Here is a 24,120-nt window from a genome sequence, read left to right on the forward strand (position 1 = left end):
TAAAAAAGCCCACGTTAAGTGGGCTTTTTTTTGAGCTGTTGGTTGAGTTTTGATGCACAAACGTCAACAATGGCGGCCTCAACTGAATTACATTACTAGCAGGCAAGGAAGCTAATGGCCACTTGGGGAAAAGGACTACGAGCTAAGGCGGTGTGGGCTGTGATTGGTGCCTGTCTACTGATATTTATTCCAGCAGCAGCCATGGGCTGGCAATTAGTGTCAGGGGTGCAAGAGCACTTTGGCCGTGCTTTTGCCCTTAATTTCACGCAACTAAACCGACAAAATATTTTAGTGCCTCTGTCTCGAGATTTAGCTCTGGCGCAACGCTTTGCTGATTCTATCCTGATGCAGCAGTGGTTGAGCCAAGAAGATAATCCACAAGACAAAGCGCTGTTATTTCGTGAGAGCGAAGGCTATCTCAAGGATTTCAGTAGCCATTCCTTTTTTATTATCAGTACGCAATCTGGGGCTTATTACTATCGAGAAGCCAATAAAGCGTTCGATGGCCAACCCGAGTATACCCTTAAAGCCAACAACCCCGATGACAGCTGGTTTTACAATGTGCTGGCTAATGGCCAACAGGTGAATATTAACGTTAACCGAGATGCGCGGCTGCAAACGACGCGTGTTTGGTTAAATATTCTGATTGAAGCCCAAGGCAAGGTGTTGGGCATGGCGGGCACCGGCATCGATCTGACCCAGTTTATCGAGCAGTTTATTGCGACCGATGAAGTGGGCGTCACACCTATGATTATCGATGAGCAAGGTGCCTTTCAGGCGCATCCCGACAAAGACACTATCGCCATTGGCTCGGCCGCAGGAGCCGAGGTGCAACAAAGAACCTTATTGGCGCAATTGCCCGAGGCCCAGCAGGCGCGGCTTCGCACCTTGATGGCTGAGGCTAAAAAAAATCCCCAGCAAGTGAGTCTTGACCACTTTACCTTGGCCGATAAGCGCCAATTAGTGGCGCTCAGTTTTATACCCGAATTGAGCTGGTATGTGGTGACCGCCATTGATCTGGATGCGGCGCAGATACTGGAGCCGGGTTGGTTAACCCTCTCTCTGTTGGCCTTTATTCTGATCTTGGTGTTGTTGCTGTTGGCCTTGGCTTACGCGGTAGAGCGACTGATGTTATTGCCCTTGCGTCGCTTACAAAGCTCGGCCAGTGCCATCGCTAATGGCAATTATCAGGTGTCGTTACCGCCCTCAACAGGTGATGAAATAGGCGACTTGAGCACGGCGTTTGGGGTGATGGCCAACAAGGTGCAGACGCACACCCAAGAGCTGGAAAACAAGGTGCGCAGTCGTACGTGTGAGCTGGAAGCCGCCAATCAGCAGATGCGCCAAGCGCATCAACAGATTAATGACTCCATTGATTACGCCAGTTTAATACAAAAAGCGATTTTGCCCGATCAGCAGCTAAAACAAACTTTGGGCGAACAGCACTTTGTATTGTGGCACCCCCGCGATGTGGTGGGGGGGGATTTTTATGTTTTTCACCCCGCAGAGCATGGCCGCTATTTAGTTGGGGTCGTCGATTGTGCGGGGCACGGCGTGGCAGGAGCATTAATGACCATGCTGGCGCGGGCGGCGCTGGATCATGCCATTCATGATAGTGGTATTGCTTCGCCGGCCACCATTTTGCAGCAGACCGACCTTATCTTGCGCGGTATGATGCAAGATTGTGAGCTACCACGTGGGCTGGCTACCAATATGGATGTGGGTCTGGCTTGTGTGATGCCCGATCAACAACAACTGGTGTTTGCCGGTGCTAAGATGTCGCTCTATCACAGCGATGGTGAGCAGGTAATTGAAGTGAAGGGCCATCGTCGCCCGCTGCTTGATCGACGTTTAGTAGAATTTAGCGATACCCAGATCCCCTTGCAGCCAGAACATATTTATTATTTAGCCACCGATGGCTATTTGGATCAGGCGGGTGGTGACAAAGGATTTGGCTTGGGGAACAGCCGGTTTTGTGAGTTATTAAAAAATCATGCCACTTTGCCTTTAGCTGAACAGGCGCAGTCTCTTAAGTTGGCGTTGGAGGAATATAAAGGGGATTTTCCTCAGCGTGACGACATTACCTTGTTGGCCTTTAAAGTGGATTCGTTAAAATAAGGACATTGCTATGTTATCCATAGATTTATTATCGATAAGAGAACAGTTCAATAAGAATCATATTCTCTTGTGTTTCAATGGCCCTATTTCTCGCAGTTTGATCGAAGAAATAGGAAACGCATTAAAAAATTATCTGCATGCAGACAACGCCTTGCCCCATGCGGCACAAGATGTATTTGGCGTATATATTGAGCTGACCCAGAATATTCGTCATTACGCTAACCGCTTGAATTACAGCGAAGCAGAAGGCTCGGCGACCGTGGTGGTGGCACGCAATGCTGAGGGTAACTACTTAGTGTTGGCGGGTAATCAGGTGGAGTTGGCTGATGGTCAGTCATTGTGTGAGCGTATCAGTGAGTTGGCTGAGTTAGATAAAGCGGAATTGAAAAAGGCCTATAAAACACAGTTACGCCAACCTCGCGAAGAGGATGCGCTCAGCGGCGCCGGTCTTGGGCTGCTGGATGTAGCCAGAAAATCCACTCAGCCCATGGTGGCTAAGTTAGTGGATACCGGCTCGAATCGTGGTTTTTTAAGCTTGTTGGCGGTGATATGAATATTCAACCAGATATGGATCTGAAAACAGATATAGACCTGAAAATATTAACGATTGCGGGCGGACAGTCGACCCCGACCATTCACTGTGATCCAGCCTTGGGGCTGATGACCATGCAGGGCGACTCTTACCCAGAAAACTCATTTGAGTTTTTTAGTGAGATCATCAGTTGGGTGGAGCAGTTTTTACAACAGTCCAGTTTGCCCTTGCACCTAGAGTTACGCCTTATCTACATGAATACCAGCAGTGTGAAAGCCATGATGGATATTTTCGACTTGCTGGAAGCCGCCCATGAGCAAGCTCGCGCCGTCAGTGTGTGCTGGTACTACGATCCGGAAAACGAACGTGTAGTCGAACTGGCCGAAGAGTTTAAAGAAGACTGTACCTTCCCTTTTGATATTAAGCCCCATGACTAACCCATTAACGGATGCTGAACTGGAGCGCTTACTGCTGGCGCCAGAACATCAAGATAATCCCTTACTGCCGGCGCTCAAGCTATTGCGAAAGCGAGAGCAAATGCACCAGCAACGCTTAGATCGTTTGCTGCGCATTGCCGACTGCAGTGATGATTTAGCGCGAACGCAGAGTCATGACTTACTTCACCAATATGATAAACAGCTACGTCGTTTAGAAAAGATCACCCGCATCTCTGATCGTTATCAGCAAAATCTACTGGAGCTGAATGAAGAGCTCAAAGAAGTGGCCTTGCGTGACCCGTTAACGGGATTAGCCAATCGTCGTTTATTAATGTCGCGATTAAATGAAGAAATAGAGCGCAGTCGGCGACATCAGCAACCTTTGAGTGTGGTGATGCTAGATGTGGATCATTTCAAGCGTATTAACGATGTGTTTGGTCATGATATGGGTGATAAAGCCTTATGCATGATGTCCAAGGCCATAGTGCAGCAGCTACGAGAGACAGATCTTTGTGCACGCTGGGGCGGAGAAGAGTTTATGTTGCTGTTGCCTGATACACGCTCAGAACAAGCCATTCATATGGTAGAAAGAGTGATGCAGGCCATACGTTTATTGCAGTTGCGCGATGATCAAACGGTCTCGTTAAGCATTAGTGCAGGTATCACGCAATATCATGCCAATGAAGCCATGGACGTTACTATTAATCGTGCCGACGGCGCTTTAATTTCAGCGAAGCAGAATGGTCGAGATCAATGGCAATGGGCAAGATAAGCTAAAAATTATCAGATAAGGACACGCTAAATGACACTGAATGCCATTATCAAAAACACCGCAGTCGATCCCGATGCTTGCATTATTTGGCTGCATGGCTTGGGTGCCAACGGCCATGATTTTGAGCCCATAGTGCCTGAGCTAGGTTTGCCTACGGGCAGTGCGATTCGTTTTATCTTCCCTCATGCGCCGCAAATAGCGGTGACCGTTAACGGCGGTCATCGCATGCCCGCTTGGTATGACATTATTGCCATGAACATAGACCGCGAAGTGGATGAGCGGCAGTTGCGAGTGTCTGCCCGTGCCATACAGGCTTTAATTGAGCAGCAAATTGAGCAGGGCATCGACAGCCGCCGCATCATTTTAGCGGGCTTCTCTCAAGGGGGAGCCGTGGCCTATGAGGCGGCATTAAGCTTTGATAAACCGCTCGGTGGTTTGGTGGCCATGTCGACTTATCTAGCCACTGCCAACAGCCTAGAACGCAACGCGGCTAATGCGGCTTTACCTATTCAGGTATTACACGGCAGCCGCGATACAGTCGTGCCCGAGTCGTTGGGCACCCGTGCGTGTCAGCAGCTCAAAAGTTGGGGCTATGCGCCTGAGTTTCACAGTTACAATATGGAGCACAGCGTGTGCGGTGCCGAAGTGGCCGACATCAGCCGTTTCTTCAGCGAGTGTTTAGGGCTTGAAAGCCGCGAAGCGTAAAGGGTGAGGCGTGAGGCGAACGGGCTAAAACAGTACCAAGCCAACCCAAGGGCGGTGTTAATTTTTAAGCCGTCATCCTGACGCATGTCATGATCTCGCTTTGGTCTTTTGTAGGCGAACGCTTGCTCTCGCATTTCGCCGTAGGCGGAACGATTTAAACCCAAACACCGAACCTAAAGGTATATCTGCCACGGAATCCACAGCTCTTTATTTATGAGAAGCACGGAACAATAGAGATCAGATCTAAAAAGATATTTAATTTGTAAAACCTTAAGGGCGAAAGCTTGGTTGAATACTTTTCTCGTACATAGGAGTCCCTACAAAACCGTGACTGAAGGACTTGTACTTACCAAGTAAGATCTCTGTCTTTTTCGATCTTATATCAGCTTTATTTTTCTGTGGGTTCCGTGGATTCCGTGGCGAGATAATCTTTATCGCTCTTTGTTTATGCTGGGCGCTTGGCGCTGTTTTCCCCTCACATTAAACCAAGGATTCTTAATGACTGAACAAGACTTGCTCCACGCGCTGCAACATAGTCCGGAGCAACTGAGCTTTGCCGAAACGCTGGCGGTGATTGATAGCGCGTATCACTTTACGCCTACCGCCTTTACCAATGGCGAGTTAGACAATGCGGCCGGAGAAAATAATGGCTCTTGCAAGATTTTTGCCTTTGGCCAATTACATCAGCTAAGTGTCGAACAAGCTGTAGCCGGTTTTGGGGAGCATTATCGTGGTGTATTAGCAGACCCGACTGGACAGGGGCACCAAAATATCCGTAACTTCATTAAACACGGCTGGGCTGGGATTCACTATCAAGGGTCGCCATTAGCAGTTAAAGCCCAAGCCAAAAGTTAAAACTTAAGTCTAAAACTCTCGTAAGGAACTCACCTATGGCCGGCGCTAGCTTATTGACGTTGCTTGATGATATTGCCAGTTTACTGGATGACGTTTCACTCATGACCAAGGTAGCGGCCAGAAAAGCCGCCGGTGTACTGGGCGATGATTTAGCGCTGAATGCCGAGCAAGTTTCCGGGGTGAAAGCCGATCGAGAGCTGCCCGTGGTGTGGGCGGTAGCTAAAGGCTCCATGCGTAATAAATTGATTTTAGTGCCTTCTGCCTTAGCCATTAGCGCCGTTATTCCTTGGATCATAGTGCCGCTGTTAATGTTGGGCGGTACTTATTTATGCTATGAAGGCGCCGAGAAATTGGTGCATTCTTTTCTTCATAAAAAAACACAATCCACGTCTGCCACCACGGCTGTGCAAAGTGAGCCTCCATCAAACGCTGAGCTTTTAGCTGAATTCCCCCCGTTAGCAGTCCCCCCTTCTCCAAAAATAATACACCCAGACGCCAAGCTGGATCCTAATGCGGATGTGCTGACCTATGAGCGCGATAAGATAAAAGGTGCGATTCGCACCGACTTTGTGTTGTCAGCAGAAATTATCGTGATCACCTTAGGCATAGTGGCGGATGCGCCTTTTATGCAGCAGGTGATGGTGTTGGCCGGTATAGCGGTAGCTATGACCATAGGCGTGTATGGCTTGGTGGCCGGTATTGTTAAACTGGACGATTTAGGCTTGTATCTCACCCAAAAAGCCGGGGCATTGAAAAAGTTAGGGCTCGCCATATTGGCCGCTTGCCCTTATTTAATGCGCGCTTTATCGATAGTCGGCACCATTGCCATGTTTTTGGTGGGGGGCGGTATTTTAGTACACGGCCTTTTTTGGTTGGAGCATGGGGTAGAAGCCGTCGCCAAACTTACTCTGGGGCTGCCGGCCATAGGGAGCGTGTTAGCTTGGTTAACCCCGCTATTACTGCATATGGTGGTAGGCCTAGCTGTGGGTTTGCTGGTGGTATTGTTGTTTAAAGCGAAAGAATTGTTTATGCCAAGTACGCAATAAAAAACAAGCTCAAAGCTCAAGTGCTTTACGGCTACGGTACCATTCGAGAATATTACGACTGCGATAGCTGAGCAGTGCCACTAAAATCAGCGTACAGCCTAACATTTTCGGTAGCGGCATCGGCTCGTGATACCAAAACACGCTGATCAATACCGTCCATACCGGCTCCAACATCATGATCAGCGCGGCATTGGCCACTGGGCTGTATTTTTGTCCCATGCTCTGCAGCACAAAGCGCAACGAAGTGGCCAACAAGACGCTGGCCGCAAACCAAGCCCAAGTGATAGGCGCTATGCTGGCGGGCCATTGCTCAAAGCTTGCGGAATACAATAAGTGCATCACACCGGTCACGGCCAGCTGAATACAGGTCAGCGCCATGGGATCGATGCGCCGCGCAAAGCGGCTGTTTAAATTAAAATACAAAGCCAACGATAGCGAGGCGAGCAAGAACAACAGCTGACTGAGCGATAAGCTAAGGCCATTGCCCATGGTCAATAAAAATAAGCCTACCAAGGCGATAGGCAAGGCTATCCAAAATTGGCGCAAGGGGCGTTCTTTAAACAAAACCCACGCCAACGGCGGCACCATCAGCATGGCCAAGCTCATGATAAAAGCGCCTTCGCCTATGCCTGAGCTGTGCGCTATGGCTTGTATCCAGAAGATAAGATTTAGGGTCATTACCAAGCCAATGGCGGCGGCCTTGAACAGCAATTCAGGCGAGGTACGCATCAGTGCACGATAGCAAAACGGCAGCAGCAAGAGGGCGGCCAATAAGAAGCGCCACCCCACAAAACCGGCGGGTGGCAGCCCTAAGATGGCTTCTTTTGAAAACAACCAACCGATGGAAGCCAGTAGAGTCGCCGCTAAAATTAATAAATCGCCACGCCGTTCTGGCTGCATATTGACTCCTGCTGGTGTTAGCGCTTATTTTTTAGATTATGACGAGTAAACGCTTCTGCTATAAGTTGCGCTAAAAAATTAATAGCGCGCTCACTACTGGCTATTCTATAGCAGAAACCAAGGATGTGATGGCGTTAAGCGTTATTTTCTGCCGTTGGTCTTCATGGCTGCTGTATTCCGCTGTTATTTTAACTATCACAAGCTTACAGGGCGTGATCTAGCCTGCTAGCTTTACCTTGGCCGTCACTAGATGTAGAAAAATACCTAGGAGTCAAATATGGCAGAAACAAGCGCCGCAAACAGTGTGGTACAAGATGTGCCCCAAGCAATAAACTTAGACTTTGGCGTGGCACTGGAGCGCATTGATGCTTGGGTGGATGGTGCCATTCGCTTGCTGCCTAATCTGGTGGTGGCCGCCGTGTTGCTGCTGATTTTTTACGGGGTGGGTTTGCTGGTGCGCCGGCTCATTGTGCGCCAGATGCACAGACGCGAGCGGGATAACCTAGGCGAGGTGCTGGGCGGCTTCGTTAAATGGCTAATTTTTTTACTGGGTTTTTTATTGGCTGCCACCATCGTCTTACCCAGCCTTAAGCCCAGTGATTTGATTGCCGGTCTTGGGGTGAGCTCGGTAGCCATTGGTTTTGCCTTTAAAGACATTTTACAAAACTGGCTGGCGGGTTTGTTGATCTTATTGCGCCAGCCCTTTGATATTAATGACCAAATTTCCATTAACAGCCACGAGGGCACGGTAGAGCGTATTGAAACCCGCGCCACCATCATTAAAACCTACGATGGTCAGCGGATAGTGGTACCCAACAGTGATATTTATACGCAAGCGGTACGGGTGCTCACCGCCCATGAATTTAGGCGCAGCGAATACCAAGTCGGTATTGGCTACGACGATGACTTAGATACCGCCTGCGCCTTGCTCGTGGCTGCCGTGTCTAAAGTGGCCGAAGTAGAGCAAGCGCCCATGGTAGAAGCTTTGCCTTGGGATTTAGCCCCCAGCTGGGTGACCATAAAAGTACGCTGGTGGACACGCAGCCATAAGGCGGACGTGACGCAAGTGCATGCGCAGGTGATCAGAACCATTAAGCATACGCTCGAAGAAGCCGACATCAGCATGCCCGGAGAGGCTGTGCTGTTCCAGTTGCAAGACAGCTTTGATGAAGAGGAATTTACCGAGGAAGAGCCCAAATCGCGCCATTAGTGTGCCTATGGCGCCGTCTTGGCGATCAAGGATGTTAACTTGGCGACATCTAATGACTTTTGTCACCCTCAGGTTGTGATAGAATGTGCGCACTTTTGTCAGAGCAGAGGTTTCCATGAAGGTAATCGAAGGGCTTATGGCCACTCCTAACGCCCGTGTGGCGATCGTTGTCGCACGCTTTAATAACTTTATTAACGACAGCTTAGTGAATGGCGCGCTGGACGTATTAATACGTCAAGGCCAAGTAAAAGATGACAATATCACCCTGGTAAAAGTACCGGGTGCCATTGAAATGCCCTTGGTGTGTAAAAAGTTGGCCAAAACCGGCGACTATGACGCCATAGTGGCGCTGGGTTGTGTGATCCGCGGTGGCACTTACCACTTCGACTTGGTCGCCAATCAAAACAGCAGTAGCATGGCCAATGTGATGATGGACTTTGAAGTGCCCATCGCCTTTGGCGTGCTAACTACCGAAAATATTGAACAAGCCATAGAGCGCGCTGGCACCAAGGCGGGCAACAAGGGCGCAGAGGCTGCCCTCAGCGCACTTGAAATGATTAATGTCCTGCAGCAGCTGGACTAATACTGGAGTACTGCATTGAAACCGTCTGAACGCCGCAAGGCCCGCCGTCTCGCTACCCAAGCCATTTACCAATGGCAGATCACCAAGGATAACGTGGCCGATATTGCCCAGCAATTTGCGCTGGAACAGGACACCAAAGGCGTCGACATGGATTATTTCCGTGACCTGCTGTACGGTGTTTCTGTACACACCAAAGAGCTGGATGGCATTTATTCGCCTTTCCTGTCGCGCCCGTTAGACGACTTGGACATGGTTGATAAAGCGGTGTTGCGCTTAGCCACTTACGAGCTAACACGACGTGAAGATGTGCCTTATCGCGTAGTCATCAACGAAGCCATTGAGCTGGCCAAGGCGTTTGCCGCCGAAGAAAGCCATCGTTTCGTAAACGGCGTGCTTGATAAAGTCATCAAGCAGTTGAAAAAATAACAATAAGCACGGGAAAAAAGCCAGCCACTCGCTGGCTTTTCATTTTCTATGAATGAATTCGATATTATTAAGCACTATTTCACCAAAGCCAGCCATCGTAAAGATGTGCTTATGGGCCCAGGTGACGATTGCGCCATCTTACAAGTGCCGGCCAATACCTTATTGGCGGTGAGCACTGATACGCTAGTCAGCGGCGTGCATTTCTTTGCCGATATGGATCCCGCAGCCCTCGGTCACAAGGCCTTGGCAGTCAACCTGTCAGACTTGGCCGCCATGGGGGCCGATCCTTGTTGGGTGTCGCTGGCGCTGACCTTACCTGAAGTGGATCAAGCCTGGATCAAGCAGTTTTGTGCCGGCTTTTTTGAGCTAGCCGAATATTACAACGTGGCGCTGATCGGCGGCGACATGACCAAGGGCCCGCTGTCGATTACTGTGACGGTGCAAGGTACGCTGCCCGAAGGCAAAGGCCTAATGCGCTCAGGCGCCGGTGTTGGTGATGGTATTTATGTGACTGGCACCCTAGGTGATGCGGCTTTAGGTTTGCAGCAAGTGCTGGGCAACATTGCGGTGTCTGCTGAGCATCAAGAATTTGTGCGCAATAAATTCGAGCATCCGCATCCGCGTATTTTGGTGGGGCAGGCGTTGCGTGATATGGCCACCAGTGCCTTGGACTTATCCGATGGTTTGGCCGGCGACTTGGCGCATATTTGTCGGGCATCAAACCTGCGAGCGCAGATAGAAGTGAAGCAATTGCCGCTTAGCGAGGCCATGCAAGCCTCGGTTAGCCAAGAGCGAGCTTGGGAGCTGGCGTTGACCGGTGGTGATGATTACGAGTTATGCTTTACCGTACCTGAGCTTTATCGCGGCCAGTTAGAAACGGCCTTGGCTCATTGCGGCGTGAAATTTAGCCGCGTAGGTCGCATGCTTTCCGGTGAGCCCAGTGTCGACTTGGTACATGATGGCCAGCCTTACCAAATCGTCAGCCAAAGCTGGGATCATTTTCGGAAGGCATAAGTCGAAAATAGTAAGGCGTGAAGGAGGGATAGCGCCGAGCCCCAAGCGCCCGGCGCCCAGCTAATCCTAAGAGCCAAATCTAAGAGCTAAAGCTATTTTTGCAACGCCTCTTTGTTTACGAGAAGCACGAAATCCACGAAAAAATAGAGATCAAATCTGAAAAGATATTTAATAGGTAAAGATTAAAATTACGGCTAATAACACAAGGCTGAAATGGGTTTTTATATTAGCTATTACTAATGATTATTATTGTCTTTTTCGAGCCCATCTCAGCTTAATTTTTCTGTGGATTTCGTGTTCTTTCGTTGCAAGAAATTCTTTAATCTTTAGCTCTTTGTTAAGCTGGGTGCTTGGCGCAGGGCGCTCGGCGCTGGTTTTTCCCCTTACTCTTCACCCTTCACATTCATGTAAGGAATACTTCAATGAGAAAACCAGAGCTCGCTAAGTTAAAGCTGTCTAACCCGCTGCACTTGCTGGCCTTGGGGTTTGGTAGTGGCTTAAGCCCGATTATGCCCGGCACCATGGGCACCATAGCCGCCATTCCCTTGTATCTGTTGATACAGGGCTTGGCGGCACCTTGGTATATCGCCATCTTAGTGCTGGGCTTTATTGTCGGTATTTGGTTTTGCAATGCCGCTACCAAAGCCATTGGTCAGCCGGATCACGGCGCCATCGTCTGGGACGAAATCATTGGTTTTGGCATTACCATGTTTATGGCGCCTGCCGGTTGGGCTTGGATACTGGTTGGTTTCGTGCTGTTTCGGTTTTTCGATATTTTAAAACCTTGGCCGATCAGTTGGTTTGACCGGCGCGTGCATGGCGGCTTTGGCATTATGCTGGATGATGTGATTGCCGGTTTATTTGCGCTCGGTTGTTTGCAGCTGCTGGCCAAGTATTTTTAAACGAAAGTGAGGAGTAAGACGTGAGGGGTAAACCCTCGCGTCTTTTACGCTTTCTGTCTCAAGCCGTACGCCCTAGGTCAAAGACGACGGCAGTCTTTTTTTGATTTACAGCGTTCAGCTTAACGCTACGGCGTTTTTCTTACGTATGGCGCATCGCGTCTTTCTCGTTCACTTCTCCCCTCCCGCCTCACACTCTCTCATTTTTAAAGTTGAATATTTTTAAGTGAAGTAACAAGATGTGAGCAATTGCTCTATACAAGAGTGCGGATCAAGGGCTGGGCGGCTTAAGGAACAAGATGTCTTTATTAGAAGTGAAACACCTAAGAATTGAGTATCCGTCTCGCCAAGGCATCATGGCCGCCATAGAAGATTTATCTTTTCATCTCGAGCGTGGGGAAATTCTCGGCATAGTAGGCGAGTCTGGTGCCGGAAAGTCCACCATTGGCAATGCTATTATCGATCTGTTAAGCCCGCCGGGGCGCATCGCCAGTGGTGAAGTCTATCTCGATAAAGAGCGCATCTCTGGGCTGACGTCCGGCCAGATGCGCGGTATTCGCGGTCGGCGCATCGGTTTTATCTTTCAAGACCCCATGACCTCACTCAATCCGTTATTAACGATTGAAACGCAAATGGTCGAAACCCTGCTCGTCAATACCAAGACCACACGTGCTCGCGCTCGGCTTAAGTCAATTTCTCTATTAGATGCGGTAGGCATACCGCAACCTGAGCTGCGTATTAAGCAGTATCCCCATCAGTTTTCCGGTGGCATGCGCCAACGGGTGGTGATTGCCATCGCCCTGTCTTGCGACCCCGAATTGATCATTGCCGATGAACCCACCACGGCGCTGGATGTGTCGATTCAAGACCAAATTTTGACGCTGATCCGCACCCTATGCAAAGAGCGCAATGTGGGGTGCATGCTGGTCACCCATGATATGGGTGTAGTGTCTAACGTGACCGATCGAGTGGCGGTGATGTACCAAGGGCGGCTAATGGAAATTGGCCCCACGGAAAAAGTGCTGCAGACCCCGGCTGATGCTTACACCAAGAGTTTGATCTCGGCCGTGCCGCGTTCAGATATTAAGTTGCGTCGTTTTCCGCTGGTGTCTTATATAGAAGAAGCTGGAGAGCATAAGCGTCTCGATCTTAAAACTCACTGGCTGGGCCAAAGCCAAGACCAACGCGCCTACTCGGGCCCATTATTACGAGTTGAGCAGTGTAACCTGCGCTTTGTCACCAAAGACGCCTTGTTTGCGTCTGGTCGGCAATATGTGCAGGCGGTGAACAATGTCAGCTTTGAGATCCATGAGGGCGAAACCTTTGGTTTGGTGGGCGAGTCAGGCTCAGGTAAGTCGACCATAGCGCGCGCCATTACCGGCTTGTATCCGCCAGATAGCGGAAAAATTTGCTTTGAAGGCATAGATCTCACCGCCATTAACAGCGAAAAAGCGCGGCGGCCTTTGCGTCGGCAAATGCAGATGGTGTTTCAAAATCCTTATTCATCACTTAATCCGCGGATGCGGGTGGCAGACATAATTGGCGAGCCGATCCGCTTTCATAAATTGGCCGAGAATCAAGCCCAAGTGCGTGGCATTGTGCGCGATTTGCTCGATTATGTGGGCTTAGGGCAGGGGGCTGGTCTTAAATTTCCCCATGAATTCTCCGGTGGTCAACGCCAACGAATTTCCATTGCTCGCGCCTTGGCTACGCGACCTCGCTTGCTGATTTGTGATGAACCGACCTCGGCGCTGGATGTATCGGTACAGGCGCAAATTTTAAATCTTTTGAAAGACTTACAAGATGAGCTTAAGCTGACCTTATTATTTATTAGCCATGACTTACCGGTGATCCGCCAAATGTGTGACCGTATTGGGGTGATGCAGCAGGGGCACTTGTTAGAAGTGGCCGACACCGAACAACTCTTTACTCATGCCAGCCATCCGTACAGCCGTGCTTTAATCGGCTTAATGCCAGAATTTAAAGGCATGTCACAAGCAGGCTTAGATATTTCTGCCATTAGCTCTGGTCAACCCTAAGTTTAAATGGCCTTAGATTTCAATGATTTTAAATTTGAATGGAGTGCTTCATGAAAAATGGACTCAATAAGGTAAGTCTGATCTTGCTAGTCGCAGGGCTGGCATTCAGTGTACAAGCGGCAGATATCACCATCGCCTATGATGCGGACCCTATCTCTATGGATCCGCACGAGCAACTCTCTGGCGCGACCATGGAAATGTCGCACTTGTTGTTTGATCCCTTAGTACGCTGGACCAAAGACTTTCAAAGCGAGCCGCGCTTGGCGAAAAAATGGGAGCGCCGTGATGAAAATACCGTGCGTTTTTATCTGCGCAAGGGCGTGAAGTTTCACAGCGGCAATAAATTTGGCGCCGACGATGTGGTTTGGACCTTTAATCGCTTAAAAGCCTCCCCTGATTTTAAAGCCATCTTCGACTCCTTTAGTGCCGTCAGCAAAGTGGATGAACATACAGTCGACATAGTCACTAAGGGACCTTATCCATTAGTGCTCAATACCATGACCTTCTTGTTTCCAATGGACTCCAAATTTTACAGTGGCCAAGAAGGCGGTAAAGACAAGGGCGTCATCGTTAAGCACGGTAGCTCTTTTGCTTCGACTCATACCTCAGGCACGGGGCCGTTTAAGTTGGTTTCTCGCCAACAAGGCGTGAAAGTGGAATATGAGCGCAACGCCAATTATTGGGATAAAAAATCGCCCGGCAATGTGCAAAAATTAACGCTAGTGCCCATTAAAGAAGACGCGACCCGCGTCGCCGCCTTGTTAGCCGGTGATGTGGATTTCATTAAGCCGGTGTCGCCCAACGACCACAAGCGCGTGCAGTCTGCCTCAGGGGTAAAATTAATTACCCAATCGGGTACGCGAATTATCAGCTTTCAGATGAACCAAGCACGCTTTGCGCCTTTTAAAGATCTGCGGGTGCGTCAAGCGGTGAACTACGCCATTAATCAAGACGGCATAGTAGAGCGCATCATGCGCGGCTTTGGCACTACGGCATCACAACAAACACCGCCTGCGTATGTGGGCCACAATCCGGATTTAAAACCCCGTTACGATGTGGAAAAAGCCAAGCAACTTATGGCGGATGCCGGCTATAAAGACGGCTTTAAAATCACCATGATCGCGCCCAATAACCGTTACGTGAATGACTTTAGAATTGCCGAAGCGGTAAAAGCGATGCTGGCGCGCATTAATATCGATGTGGACTTAAAAACCATGCCTATCGCCCAATATTGGCCGGAATTTGATAAGTGTAATGCGGACATGCTGATGATTGGCTGGCAGTCCGACACCGAAGATGCGGCTAACTTCTCAGAGTTTTTAACCATGAGCCGCAACGAAGAAACCGGCCGTGGCCAATATAACTGCGGTCATTATGCTAACCCTGAATTAGACGAGCTGATTGAATCGGCAAATCTGGAAACCAATGAAGAAAGACGCGGCGTTATGTTGCAACAAGCCGAGCAAATCCTCTATGACGATGCAGCCTTCGTGCCTTTACATTGGCAAGACCTAGCTTGGGGTGCCCGTGATAATGTGCTGGCCGAGCCCATCGTCAACGCCATGGACTTCCCGTATTTGGGTGATTTAGTGGTGAAAGATTAACGACTTTCTCGCCACGGAAATAATAATCTAGCGCCCAGCACCAAGCGCCCAGCTAAAAGAAGACAGCGCTCTTTGTGTTTCTTGGTGCTGGGCTCTGGGCGCCGGGCGCTTTTTTTATTGGAATAAATAATGTTAACTTTCTTATTGAAACGACTGTTCCAAGTGATAGCTGTGATGTTTGTCATCAGCTTGGTGGCGTTTTCGATTCAGGATAATTTAGGCGATCCGCTGCGTGAGTTGGTGGGGCAGTCGGTGTCTGAGCAAGTGCGTGAGCAAATGCGCACCGACTTAGGGCTAAACGATCCATTTTTAATAAAATATGGTCGCTTCGTGGGCAATGCGCTGCAAGGAGATTTTGGCACCTCCTATGTGTATAAGCAGCCCACTTTAGAGGTGATCTTCGACAAGTTGCCGGCCACCTTGGAGCTGGTGCTCTGCGCTAGCGTGCTGATTATTGGTTTGAGCATTCCGCTGGGGGTGTATTGTGCCATTAAGCCGCGCGCTTTTTTTTCGCGGCTCGTGATGGGCGTGAGCATAGTGGGCATTTCGGTGCCGGTATTTTTAACCGCCATTCTGTTGATGTATGTATTTTCCATCGAGTTAGGTTGGTTGCCTGCGTATGGCCGTGGCGAGCTCACCAGTCCTTTGGGTTGGCAGTCGGGATTATTTAACTGGCAAGGCTTTCGCAATCTGATTCTGCCAAGCATAGCGCTGTCGTCTATTATGCTACCGCTGTTTATTCGCTTGGTACGCTCGGAAATGCTCGAGCAGCTTAGCGCCGAATACGCGAAGTTTGCCTGGGCTAAAGGGCTAAATAAATACCGGATCTGGTTTGTGCATGCCTTGAAGAACACCTTGTTACCACTGATTACCGTGGGCGGGGTGCAAATCGGCACCATGGTGGCCTACACCATTTTAACCGAAACCGTGTTTCAGTGGCCGGGCATAGGTTTGTTGTTTTTAGATGCCATTAACCGGGTAGATACGCCTTTGATCACCACCTATGTTATTTTTGTCGGCTTCGTGTTTGTGCTGACCAATACCCTAGTGGATTTAATTTACGGCCTGATTAATCCCACGGTTAATCTCGCGGCTAAGGCTTAATAAAATGAATGAGCGCAAGATGAATTCACCCGTTACCGCAAGCTCATGGGCACGCTTTACGCAGTCGGATTTTATCTATCACTTTCGCCGTGACAAGGTAGCCATGATTAGCTTTGCGCTGTTTGTGGCTTTTTTGATCGCCGCCTTCTTATCGCCGCTGATCGCCCCCCATAATCCTTACGACTTGGCGACCATAGATATTTTAGACTCAGAGCTGCCGCCATCTTGGTTAGAAATGGGAGATGGGCGCTTTTGGCTGGGCACGGATGTGCAAGGTCGCGACATTTTTAGCACCATTCTTTACGGCTCTCGGGTGTCCTTGATGATAGGCCTAGGTGCTGTGGCATTGCAGTTGCTGATTGGCATTATCGTTGGCTTGTCCGCAGGTTACTTTGGTGGTCGCCTCGATAATTTATTGATGCGCGTGGCCGATGTGCAGTTATCGTTTTCCACCATGATGGTGGCCATTATCGTCTCGGCGGTCTTCAAAGCCACCTTAGGGGCAGAGTTTTACGGCCAATATGCGGTACTGATGCTGGTGATCATTATTGGGCTTGCCGAGTGGCCGCAATACGCGCGCACCATTAGAGCCACAGTGCTGGCGGAAAAGAAAAAAGAATACGTAGAAGCCGCACAGGTGATGGGCTTTAAATCGGGGCGTATTATGTTTCGTCATATTCTGCCCAACTGCTTATCGCCTATCTTGGTGATCTCCACGGTACAGGTAGCCAACGCCATTATGAGCGAGGCGGCGCTGTCGTTTTTAGGCTTAGGCATGCCGGTTGATCAACCCTCGTTGGGTTCTTTGATCAGCATGGGATTTAGCTATATTTTCTCCGGCTCTTGGTGGATCACCGCCTTTCCCGGTATGTATTTGGTGGTGTTGGTGTTAGTGATCAATCTGCTCGGCGACTGGCTGCGGGATGTGTTTAATCCGAAGTTTTATAAGGGTTGAGCTAGTGAGGAGGGAAGCGTGAGGAGTGAGGTGTAACTTCCTTGAAACCTAGTTCCCTAACAGCTCGATATTTACTCCTCACACCTCACTATTTTACGCATCACCGACATAAAGGACTCTCCCTTGTTGGCTCGTTTAATTACTGCTCGGTCATTTTTAGCTGGGCTTTTGATCTTAGTTGGCATGCTACTAGTAAGTGCTAGCCTGCTCGGCTTGCCGGTGGTGGTGAGTGAGGCCGGTGTGGCGTATTGGTTAGCGGCAGCCTTGTTGTGGCCGAGCTTATCGGCACGTAATCGCCGCCAAGCTAGTTTGTTGTTGGCTGTGGGCGTGATCTGCTTGGGTCTGAGTGCATGGCTGGGCGGTGAGCTGGCGTGGTCGCGTTTCTTTAGTAGTAACGTTAGCATCTTGTCGATGCTGGTTGCGGTCAGCTTCTTAAGTTTGGTGAGTCGGCCGGCTAATGAGCAAGACAAGCCGTTGCCGCGGGGGCGGGGTGCCTTGGCCTCTACGCTGGCGGCCATTCACGCCTTTGGTGCTGTGATTAATATCTCCTCGGTGTTTATTATTGGCGACCGTTTGGCGCAAGTGACCAAACTCAGTCGTGAGCAGTCTATTGTCTTGGTGCGGGGCTTTAGCGCCGCCGCGTTTTGGTCGCCTTTTTTTGCCGCCATGGGGGTGGCCTTAAGTGTGGCGCCAAAGGCTCAATTGGGGCAGTTGTGGTTGGTGAGCATGCCATTGGCCGGACTCTCTCTTGGCTTAACCTACTGGCAACTCGCCCGTCAACAGCCAAACTCCCATGCCGTCCTTGCTGTGCCATATGCTAAGGATACAGTAGGCAACTTCGTGGGCTATCCGTTACATTTAAGTGCGCTTTGGCTGCCCTTGCTGCTGGCGGGGGCTGTGTTATTACTGCATCAGTTACAGCCCAGTTTATCTATTTTGGCGGTGATCACCTTGCTGGCCCCGCTGTTTAGCTTAAGTGTGTTGGCGCTGACCGCGCGTTCGCCGCTCACGGGCATTAAGCAGTTAGTGAATGGCCGCTTACCGCAAATGGGCAATGAGTTAGTGCTGTTTTTAGCGGCGGGTATCTTGGCTTATGGGCTAGAAAGCTTGTTGTTAAGTGCCCATTGGCAGCTTCCCGTTAGTCACTTCGGAGCTTTGGCGGCCAGCGTCACCTATCTGGGTATTGTGCTGTTGGCCTTGCTGGGTATTCATCCCATAGTGTGCATTACCTTGGCGGCCAGCCTATGGTCGCCATTAAATCCCGATCATAGCTTGCTGGCCTTAGTATTTTTAAGCGCTTGGGCGTTAGGCACGGCGACCGGACCTTTATCGGGCATCAATTTGGCATTTCAGGGGCGTTATGGGGTGGACTCGTTTGCTTTAATGCGCTGGAACTTGAGCTACTTAGGGCTGATGTCTGTGTGCGTGATCGCCGGTATTTATCTCTTGGCGGCACTGTTAGGCCTATAACGTATGCGATGAAAAGGTAAGCGTTAACACTCACTGATAAGGAGATGAAGATGAAATTTATGTTGTTAAAGATAGCGCTGACGGTGGTTCTCTTTGCTGGTTTATTTGTCTGGGTTTACTACAAAGTCGCCAGTGGGCGCATGTAGAGGAAATCTGCGGCCTATTAGGCACAAAATTTGCCAAATAGCATACCAAGGAAAGTGTGTAGCCTTTTGATTTTTCTATACTTATGACTTAATTGCTTAAAAAGTGTGCTTCACCTCGTCTTCTCATTTGCGCAGCCCTAGCTTTTCATTCATAATATGCGACCTAAAACTGTGTCGGTGTGTCAGTGAATTTTGGATGCTCCGTCTACTTCTTAAACTCATCATTTAAAGTTGAATCATGACCGAATTATCCAAATACAGAAACATTGGTATCTTCGCTCACGTTGATGCGGGTAAAACCACCACAACCGAGCGTATCCTTAAACTTACCGGCCGTATTCACAAAGCGGGTGAAACCCACGATGGTGAATCCACCACTGACTTCATGGAACAGGAAGCTGAGCGCGGAATTACTATCCAGTCTGCAGCTGTTAGTTGCTTCTGGAAAGATCACCGCTTTAACGTTATCGATACTCCAGGACACGTTGACTTCACCGTTGAAGTTTACCGTTCACTGAAAGTACTGGACGGCGGTATCGGTGTATTCTGTGGTTCAGGCGGCGTTGAGCCTCAGTCTGAAACTAACTGGCGCTATGCGAACGACTCAGAAGTTGCCCGTATTATCTTCGTAAACAAGTTAGACCGTATCGGTGCTGACTTCTTGCGCGTAGTACAACAGACTCGCGACGTGCTGGCCGCTAACCCCATCATAATGGTGCTGCCAATTGGCCGTGAAGACGAGTTCAAGGGTGTTGTTGACCTGCTGACCCGTAAAGCTTACGTGTGGGACAACTCTGGTGACCCAGAGAACTACACTATCGAAGACGTGCCAGCCGACATGGTTGACCAGGTTGAAGAATACCGCGAAATGCTGGTAGAAAGCGCCGTTGAACAAGATGACGACTTGCTGGAAGCCTACATGGAAGGTAACGAGCCTTCTATCGACGAGCTGAAGCGTTGTATCCGTAAGGGTACTCGTACCATGGCCTTGTTCCCAACTTACTGTGGTTCTGCCTTTAAGAACAAAGGTATGCAGCTGATCTTGGACGCAGTAGTTGACTACCTGCCTAACCCAATGGAAGTTGATCCACAGCCGTTGACCGACGAAGAAGGCGCAGAAACTGGCGAATTCGCTATCGTTGATGCAAACCTGCCTTTCAAAGCCTTGGCTTTTAAAGTGATGGATGACCGTTTCGGTGCCCTGACGTTCGTACGTATCTACACCGGTCGTATTAAGAAGGGTGACACCATCCTGAACAGCTTCACCGGCAAAACCGAGCGCGTTGGCCGCATGGTTGAAATGCACGCCGATGAGCGTAATGAATTAGACTCCGCGCAAGCCGGTGACATCATCGCTATCGTGGGCATGAAGAACGTGCAAACTGGTCACACTCTGTGTGATGTGAAGCACCCTTGTACACTGGAAGCCATGGTGTTCCCAGAGCCAGTTATCTCTATCGCAGTAGCGCCTAAAGATAAGAACGGTTCTGAGAAAATGGGTACGGCTATCGGTAAGATGATTGCCGAAGATCCTACCTTCCGCGTAGAAACTGACATTGATTCAGGCGAAACCATTCTGAAAGGCATGGGCGAATTGCACCTGGACATCAAAGTTGACATCTTGAAGCGTACCTACGGCGTTGAGCTGATTGTAGGTGAGCCACAGGTTGCCTACCGCGAAACTATTACTGCCGAAGTTGAAGACAGCTACACCCACAAGAAGCAGTCTGGTGGTTCAGGTCAATACGGTAAGATTGACTATAAGATCCGTCCTGGTGAGCAAAACACTGGCTTCGTGTTCAAGTCTTCTGTAGTGGGCGGTAACGTTCCTAAAGAATTCTGGCCTGCAATCGAGAAAGGTTTCGGCAGCATGATGAACACAGGTACCATTGCTGGTTTCCCTGTGTTGGACGTTGAATTCGACCTGTTAGACGGTGCTTTCCACGCGGTTGACTCCTCAGCCATTGCGTTTGAAATCGCTGCTAAAGGCGCATTCCGTCAGTCTATCGCTAAAGCCAAGCCACAACTGCTTGAGCCTATCATGAAGGTTGATGTGTTCACTCCTGAAGATCACGTGGGTGACGTTATTGGTGACTTGAACCGTCGTCGTGGCATGATCAAAGATCAAATGGCCGGCGTGACGGGTGTGCGCATTAAGGCAGACGTACCTCTGTCAGAAATGTTTGGCTACATTGGTTCACTGCGTACTATGACTTCAGGTCGTGGCCAGTTCTCCATGGAGTTCTCACATTATGCAGCTTGCCCGAACAACATCTCTGAAAAGGTTGTTGCTCAGGTTGCAGAGCGTAAAGCGGCTGAAGCCAAGAAGTAATAGCGCTTAATCTTTAAGCTCTATATAAAACCGCAGCCAAGGCTGCGGTTTTTTTATGCCTGAATAGGATTGGTGGGCATAAGAAAAAGGCGCCGTGAGTTAATCACGGCGCCTTTTTTATGGTTATATGCTGGTTACTTAAGGTGCTTGATATTCTTTGATGGACAGCACTATGCCATCGGCATTTAAGCCTAGCTTAGCCAAAATCTGTGCCTGACTGCCTTGCTCAATAAAGATGTCAGGTAAGCCAAGATTTAATACCGCCACCAGTTTTTTATTGCGCATCAGGCATTCATTTACCGCCGAGCCGGCGCCACCCATGATGGCGTTTTCTTCTATCGTTACCAGCAACTCATGTTCATCCAATAGCGATAACAGTAAGGCTTCGTCGAGCGGCTTCACGAAGCGCATATCGACTAAGGTGGCGCCTAACTGCTCGGCGGCAATTTCGGCCTCGGCGAGCAGGGTGCCGAAGTTAAGTAACGCCAGCTTGCTACCTTGGCGAACAATGCGCCCTTTACCTATTTCAAGGGCTGTCATTTGCTGTTGAATTTCAACACCGGGGCCTGTGCCACGCGGATAGCGCACCGCAGCCGGGCCTGAATGTTGATAACCGGAGTAGAGCATTTGGCGACACTCATTTTCATCCGCCGGCGTCATGATCACCATATTAGGAATGGTACGCATAAAGCTTAAGTCGTAAGCGCCCTGATGGGTGGGGCCGTCGGCGCCCACTATGCCGGCGCGGTCGATGGCAAATAGCACATCTAAGTTTTGTAGCGCCACATCATGAATAAGTTGGTCGTAGCCACGCTGTAAGAAGGTGGAGTAAATAGCGACCACCGGCTTCTTGCCTTCTATGGCCATGCCAGCCGCCAAGGTGATGGCATGCTGCTCGGCAATCGCCACATCGAAGTAACGGTTAGGAAACTCTTTTGAGAAGCGTACCAAGCCTGAACCTTCGCGCATGGCAGGAGTAATGGCCATCAGCTCAGGGCAGGTGCTTGCCATGTCGCACAGCCAGTCACCAAATACTTTGGAATAGCTGGGGCTGGTGGTGGTGGCTTTAGGTAAGAAGTCTTGGGCGGGATCAAACTTGGGCACGCCATGATAACCAATAGGGTCTTGCTCGGCAGGTAAGTAGCCTTTGCCCTTGCGCGTCATGATATGTAAAAACTGCGGACCTTTGAGCTTGCGCATATTACGCAGCGTTTCAACTAGGGTATTAATGTCGTGGCCATCTATGGGGCCTACGTAGTTAAAACCAAACTCTTCAAACAAGGTGCCAGGTATCACCATGCCTTTGAGGTGTTCTTCTGTGCGTTTGGCCAGCGCCTTGAGCGGCGGCAATATCTCTAATGCCTTCTTACTGCCTTCTCGTAGCGTGCTGTACAAGGAGCCAGACATGATGCGTGCTAAATGATTATTGAGGGCGCCGACGTTTTCGGAGATCGACATCTCGTTATCATTCAAAATCACCAGCATGTCTTTATGAATATCACCGGCGTGATTAAGCGCCTCAAAAGCCATGCCTGCGGTAATGGCGCCATCACCAATAATGGCGGCCACCTTGCGCCCTTTTTGTTCCTGGTCGGCGGCAATAGCCATGCCGAGCGCGGCACTGATACTGGTACTGGAGTGCCCCACACTTAAGGTGTCGTATTCACTTTCATCGCGCCACGGAAATGGGTGCAAGCCTTGAAATTGGCGAATGCTTGGCAATCGATCCCGCCGACCGGTAAGAATTTTATGGGGATAAGCTTGATGGCCCACATCCCACACCAAACGATCGAAGGGTGTGTTATAGACATAGTGCAGGGCAACGGTAAGCTCCACCACACCTAGGCCTGAGGCGAGATGTCCGCTGCTGCTGCTTACTGAATGTAATAAGTAAGATCGTAGCTCAGCACATAGCGCGGGTAGGCGGTCTTGGGGCAGACTGCGTAGCTCATCGGGCAAGTTTGCCAAGGCTAAGGTCGGGTAATCGGCAATATTCAGACTCATAAGCGTATTGTTATCCTCGCCCTAAAAATCGCGTTTCACGATATAGTGAGCGAATGCTTCCAGTGTTTGAGTAGGGTAGGGAATATCAGCTAACGCAGATAAGGCTTGGTCTAACAACTGATCCGCAAGCTGGCGCGCACCTTCTAGCCCCAATAAAGCCGGATAGGTACTTTTTTGCTGCATGATATCTTTGCCTTGCGTTTTCCCTAGCGTTTGGGTGTCGGCGGTAATATCTAAAATATCGTCTTGTACTTGAAACGCCAGTCCTATGGCCTGTGCATACTGGCTGAGTGCCTGTAAATGTGGCTCTTGCAGGTCAGGAGTACAGAGCGCGCCTAAACGCACCGCCGCCAAGATCAAGGCGCCGGTCTTGTGGCAATGCAATTGCTCGAGTGCGGCGCTATCAATGGCTTGGCCTTCATATTGAATATCTAAGGCTTGGCCGCCACACATGCCATGGTAGCCCGCCGCTACCGCCAGTTCTTGCACCATGCGCAGTTGGCGTTCGGCGCTTAAGCCTAAATTTGTTTGGCTAAGCAGTTCAAAGGCTAAGGCTTGCAAGGCATCACCGGCTAAGATGGCGGTGGCTTCATCAAAAGCTTTATGCACTGTGGGCTTGCCACGGCGCAGGTCGTCGTCATCCATGGCCGGTAAATCGTCATGAATTAAAGAATAAGCATGAATACACTCTACGGCGGCGGCGGCGGCATCTAAGGCTGTGTTATTGACGGATGCGGCGTTGGCCTGAGCGAATAAATCGCCCTGACCTAAGAGATCTCCTGTGGCATACACCAACAAGGGACGCACTCGTTTGCCGCCTTGCAGCAGACCGTATTCCATGGCCGCTTTGAGCTGTGGTGCCAAGGGGCTGAGCCGCGCTATGGCCTGACTCAATACAGCGGCAATGCGCGCTTGATACTGTGCTTGTAATTGGCTCACCGCAACTTGGTGACAGCTTTGCTTACTCAC

21 protein-coding genes are annotated in these 24,120 nt (G+C 49.9%); 18 read left to right on the top strand and 3 right to left on the bottom strand.

Going from position 1 to position 24,120, the window contains the following annotated elements:
• The first annotated feature begins 114 nt into the window (after window positions 1–114).
• The 7 genes from siaA (at window position 115) to ACEN2G_RS07525 (ending at window position 6,465) form a co-directional block, all read left to right on the top strand.
• On the top strand, window positions 115–2,118 hold the full coding sequence (siaA, locus tag ACEN2G_RS07495) for a biofilm regulation protein phosphatase SiaA (RefSeq protein ID WP_442020857.1): 2,004 nt from the start codon (window positions 115–117) through the stop codon (window positions 2,116–2,118).
• 10 nt (window positions 2,119–2,128) lie between these two features.
• Window positions 2,129–2,671 carry a biofilm regulation protein kinase SiaB gene (gene siaB, locus ACEN2G_RS07500; protein WP_442020858.1) on the top strand — a complete coding sequence of 181 codons (543 nt, stop codon included), beginning with the start codon at window positions 2,129–2,131 and terminating at the stop codon, window positions 2,669–2,671.
• Window positions 2,668–3,087 (top strand): biofilm regulation phosphoprotein SiaC, encoded by a 420-nt coding sequence (siaC, locus tag ACEN2G_RS07505; RefSeq protein ID WP_442020859.1) that lies wholly within the window; start codon window positions 2,668–2,670, stop codon window positions 3,085–3,087. Before siaB ends, siaC begins: the two co-directional genes overlap by 4 nt.
• A complete protein-coding gene (gene siaD, locus ACEN2G_RS07510; RefSeq protein ID WP_442020860.1) occupies window positions 3,080–3,859 on the top strand; it encodes a biofilm regulation diguanylate cyclase SiaD in 780 nt (259 codons plus the stop codon). The genes siaC and siaD overlap by 8 nt, the downstream gene beginning before the upstream one ends.
• A gap of 30 nt (window positions 3,860–3,889) precedes the next feature.
• Window positions 3,890–4,564: an alpha/beta hydrolase gene (locus tag ACEN2G_RS07515; protein ID WP_442020861.1), complete on the top strand. Its 675-nt coding sequence runs from the start codon at window positions 3,890–3,892 to the stop codon at window positions 4,562–4,564.
• A gap of 498 nt (window positions 4,565–5,062) precedes the next feature.
• Entirely contained in the window at window positions 5,063–5,419 is a 357-nt protein-coding gene (locus tag ACEN2G_RS07520) for a HopJ type III effector protein (protein WP_442020862.1), read from the top strand.
• Window positions 5,420–5,454: 35 nt separating this feature from the next.
• Window positions 5,455–6,465 carry a DUF808 domain-containing protein gene (locus ACEN2G_RS07525; protein ID WP_442020863.1) on the top strand — a complete coding sequence of 337 codons (1,011 nt, stop codon included), beginning with the start codon at window positions 5,455–5,457 and terminating at the stop codon, window positions 6,463–6,465.
• A gap of 9 nt (window positions 6,466–6,474) precedes the next feature.
• On the opposite strand, the gene ACEN2G_RS07530 is transcribed toward ACEN2G_RS07525, so the two are convergent.
• Window positions 6,475–7,365, bottom strand: coding sequence for a DMT family transporter (locus ACEN2G_RS07530; protein WP_442020864.1), 891 nt, complete (start codon window positions 7,363–7,365; stop codon window positions 6,475–6,477).
• Between the two features lie 277 nt (window positions 7,366–7,642).
• Between ACEN2G_RS07530 and ACEN2G_RS07535 the strand changes: the two genes are divergently transcribed.
• From ACEN2G_RS07535 to fusA, 11 genes are all read left to right on the top strand, one after another.
• Window positions 7,643–8,575 carry a mechanosensitive ion channel family protein gene (locus ACEN2G_RS07535; RefSeq protein ID WP_442020865.1) on the top strand — a complete coding sequence of 311 codons (933 nt, stop codon included), beginning with the start codon at window positions 7,643–7,645 and terminating at the stop codon, window positions 8,573–8,575.
• A 115-nt stretch (window positions 8,576–8,690) separates the two neighbouring features.
• A complete protein-coding gene (ribH, locus tag ACEN2G_RS07540; RefSeq protein WP_442020866.1) occupies window positions 8,691–9,158 on the top strand; it encodes a 6,7-dimethyl-8-ribityllumazine synthase in 468 nt (155 codons plus the stop codon).
• A 15-nt stretch (window positions 9,159–9,173) separates the two neighbouring features.
• Window positions 9,174–9,584: a transcription antitermination factor NusB gene (nusB, locus tag ACEN2G_RS07545; RefSeq protein ID WP_442020867.1), complete on the top strand. Its 411-nt coding sequence runs from the start codon at window positions 9,174–9,176 to the stop codon at window positions 9,582–9,584.
• Between the two features lie 48 nt (window positions 9,585–9,632).
• Complete coding sequence (gene thiL, locus ACEN2G_RS07550; protein ID WP_442020868.1) at window positions 9,633–10,598, top strand: thiamine-phosphate kinase; 966 nt, start codon at window positions 9,633–9,635, stop codon at window positions 10,596–10,598.
• A 422-nt stretch (window positions 10,599–11,020) separates the two neighbouring features.
• The gene (locus ACEN2G_RS07555) at window positions 11,021–11,500 is read left to right on the top strand and encodes a phosphatidylglycerophosphatase A family protein (RefSeq protein WP_442020869.1); all 480 of its coding nucleotides are present in this window, start codon (window positions 11,021–11,023) and stop codon (window positions 11,498–11,500) included.
• A gap of 296 nt (window positions 11,501–11,796) precedes the next feature.
• On the top strand, window positions 11,797–13,536 hold the full coding sequence (locus ACEN2G_RS07560) for a dipeptide ABC transporter ATP-binding protein (protein ID WP_442020870.1): 1,740 nt from the start codon (window positions 11,797–11,799) through the stop codon (window positions 13,534–13,536).
• A gap of 50 nt (window positions 13,537–13,586) precedes the next feature.
• Window positions 13,587–15,140 (top strand): ABC transporter substrate-binding protein, encoded by a 1,554-nt coding sequence (locus ACEN2G_RS07565; protein ID WP_442020871.1) that lies wholly within the window; start codon window positions 13,587–13,589, stop codon window positions 15,138–15,140.
• Between the two features lie 129 nt (window positions 15,141–15,269).
• Window positions 15,270–16,244 (top strand): ABC transporter permease, encoded by a 975-nt coding sequence (locus tag ACEN2G_RS07570; RefSeq protein WP_442020872.1) that lies wholly within the window; start codon window positions 15,270–15,272, stop codon window positions 16,242–16,244.
• A gap of 19 nt (window positions 16,245–16,263) precedes the next feature.
• Window positions 16,264–17,199 carry an ABC transporter permease gene (locus ACEN2G_RS07575; protein WP_442020873.1) on the top strand — a complete coding sequence of 312 codons (936 nt, stop codon included), beginning with the start codon at window positions 16,264–16,266 and terminating at the stop codon, window positions 17,197–17,199.
• A 123-nt stretch (window positions 17,200–17,322) separates the two neighbouring features.
• Entirely contained in the window at window positions 17,323–18,669 is a 1,347-nt protein-coding gene (locus ACEN2G_RS07580; protein WP_442020874.1) for a hypothetical protein, read from the top strand.
• 384 nt (window positions 18,670–19,053) lie between these two features.
• A complete protein-coding gene (gene fusA, locus ACEN2G_RS07585) occupies window positions 19,054–21,147 on the top strand; it encodes an elongation factor G (RefSeq protein ID WP_442020875.1) in 2,094 nt (697 codons plus the stop codon).
• Between the two features lie 138 nt (window positions 21,148–21,285).
• Here the strand turns inward: fusA and dxs are convergent, their stop codons facing one another.
• Window positions 21,286–23,151 carry a 1-deoxy-D-xylulose-5-phosphate synthase gene (dxs, locus tag ACEN2G_RS07590; protein WP_442020876.1) on the bottom strand — a complete coding sequence of 622 codons (1,866 nt, stop codon included), beginning with the start codon at window positions 23,149–23,151 and terminating at the stop codon, window positions 21,286–21,288.
• A 21-nt stretch (window positions 23,152–23,172) separates the two neighbouring features.
• Entirely contained in the window at window positions 23,173–24,120 is a 948-nt protein-coding gene (gene ispA, locus ACEN2G_RS07595) for a (2E,6E)-farnesyl diphosphate synthase (protein WP_442020877.1), read from the bottom strand.

Source organism: Oceanisphaera sp. W20_SRM_FM3 (assembly GCF_052119705.1).
Lineage (GTDB): Bacteria > Pseudomonadota > Gammaproteobacteria > Enterobacterales > Aeromonadaceae > Oceanimonas.

Excerpts from the sequence above, each read along its gene's own strand:
- ACEN2G_RS07530 (WP_442020864.1), bottom strand. The coding sequence starts at position 7,365 with ATGCAGCCAGAACGGCGTGGCGATTTATTAATTTTAGCGGCGACTCTA.
- siaC (WP_442020859.1), top strand. The coding sequence starts at position 2,668 with ATGAATATTCAACCAGATATGGATCTGAAAACAGATATAGACCTGAAA.
- ACEN2G_RS07565 (WP_442020871.1), top strand. The coding sequence starts at position 13,587 with ATGAAAAATGGACTCAATAAGGTAAGTCTGATCTTGCTAGTCGCAGGG.
- ACEN2G_RS07575 (WP_442020873.1), top strand. The coding sequence starts at position 16,264 with ATGAATTCACCCGTTACCGCAAGCTCATGGGCACGCTTTACGCAGTCG.
- ACEN2G_RS07535 (WP_442020865.1), top strand. The coding sequence starts at position 7,643 with ATGGCAGAAACAAGCGCCGCAAACAGTGTGGTACAAGATGTGCCCCAA.
- fusA (WP_442020875.1), top strand. The coding sequence starts at position 19,054 with ATGACCGAATTATCCAAATACAGAAACATTGGTATCTTCGCTCACGTT.
- siaB (WP_442020858.1), top strand. The coding sequence starts at position 2,129 with ATGTTATCCATAGATTTATTATCGATAAGAGAACAGTTCAATAAGAAT.
- thiL (WP_442020868.1), top strand. The coding sequence starts at position 9,633 with ATGAATGAATTCGATATTATTAAGCACTATTTCACCAAAGCCAGCCAT.
- dxs (WP_442020876.1), bottom strand. The coding sequence starts at position 23,151 with ATGAGTCTGAATATTGCCGATTACCCGACCTTAGCCTTGGCAAACTTG.
- ACEN2G_RS07515 (WP_442020861.1), top strand. The coding sequence starts at position 3,890 with ATGACACTGAATGCCATTATCAAAAACACCGCAGTCGATCCCGATGCT.
- ACEN2G_RS07520 (WP_442020862.1), top strand. The coding sequence starts at position 5,063 with ATGACTGAACAAGACTTGCTCCACGCGCTGCAACATAGTCCGGAGCAA.
- siaD (WP_442020860.1), top strand. The coding sequence starts at position 3,080 with ATGACTAACCCATTAACGGATGCTGAACTGGAGCGCTTACTGCTGGCG.
- ACEN2G_RS07555 (WP_442020869.1), top strand. The coding sequence starts at position 11,021 with ATGAGAAAACCAGAGCTCGCTAAGTTAAAGCTGTCTAACCCGCTGCAC.
- siaA (WP_442020857.1), top strand. The coding sequence starts at position 115 with ATGGCCACTTGGGGAAAAGGACTACGAGCTAAGGCGGTGTGGGCTGTG.
- ACEN2G_RS07570 (WP_442020872.1), top strand. The coding sequence starts at position 15,270 with ATGTTAACTTTCTTATTGAAACGACTGTTCCAAGTGATAGCTGTGATG.
- ACEN2G_RS07525 (WP_442020863.1), top strand. The coding sequence starts at position 5,455 with ATGGCCGGCGCTAGCTTATTGACGTTGCTTGATGATATTGCCAGTTTA.
- ribH (WP_442020866.1), top strand. The coding sequence starts at position 8,691 with ATGAAGGTAATCGAAGGGCTTATGGCCACTCCTAACGCCCGTGTGGCG.
- ACEN2G_RS07560 (WP_442020870.1), top strand. The coding sequence starts at position 11,797 with ATGTCTTTATTAGAAGTGAAACACCTAAGAATTGAGTATCCGTCTCGC.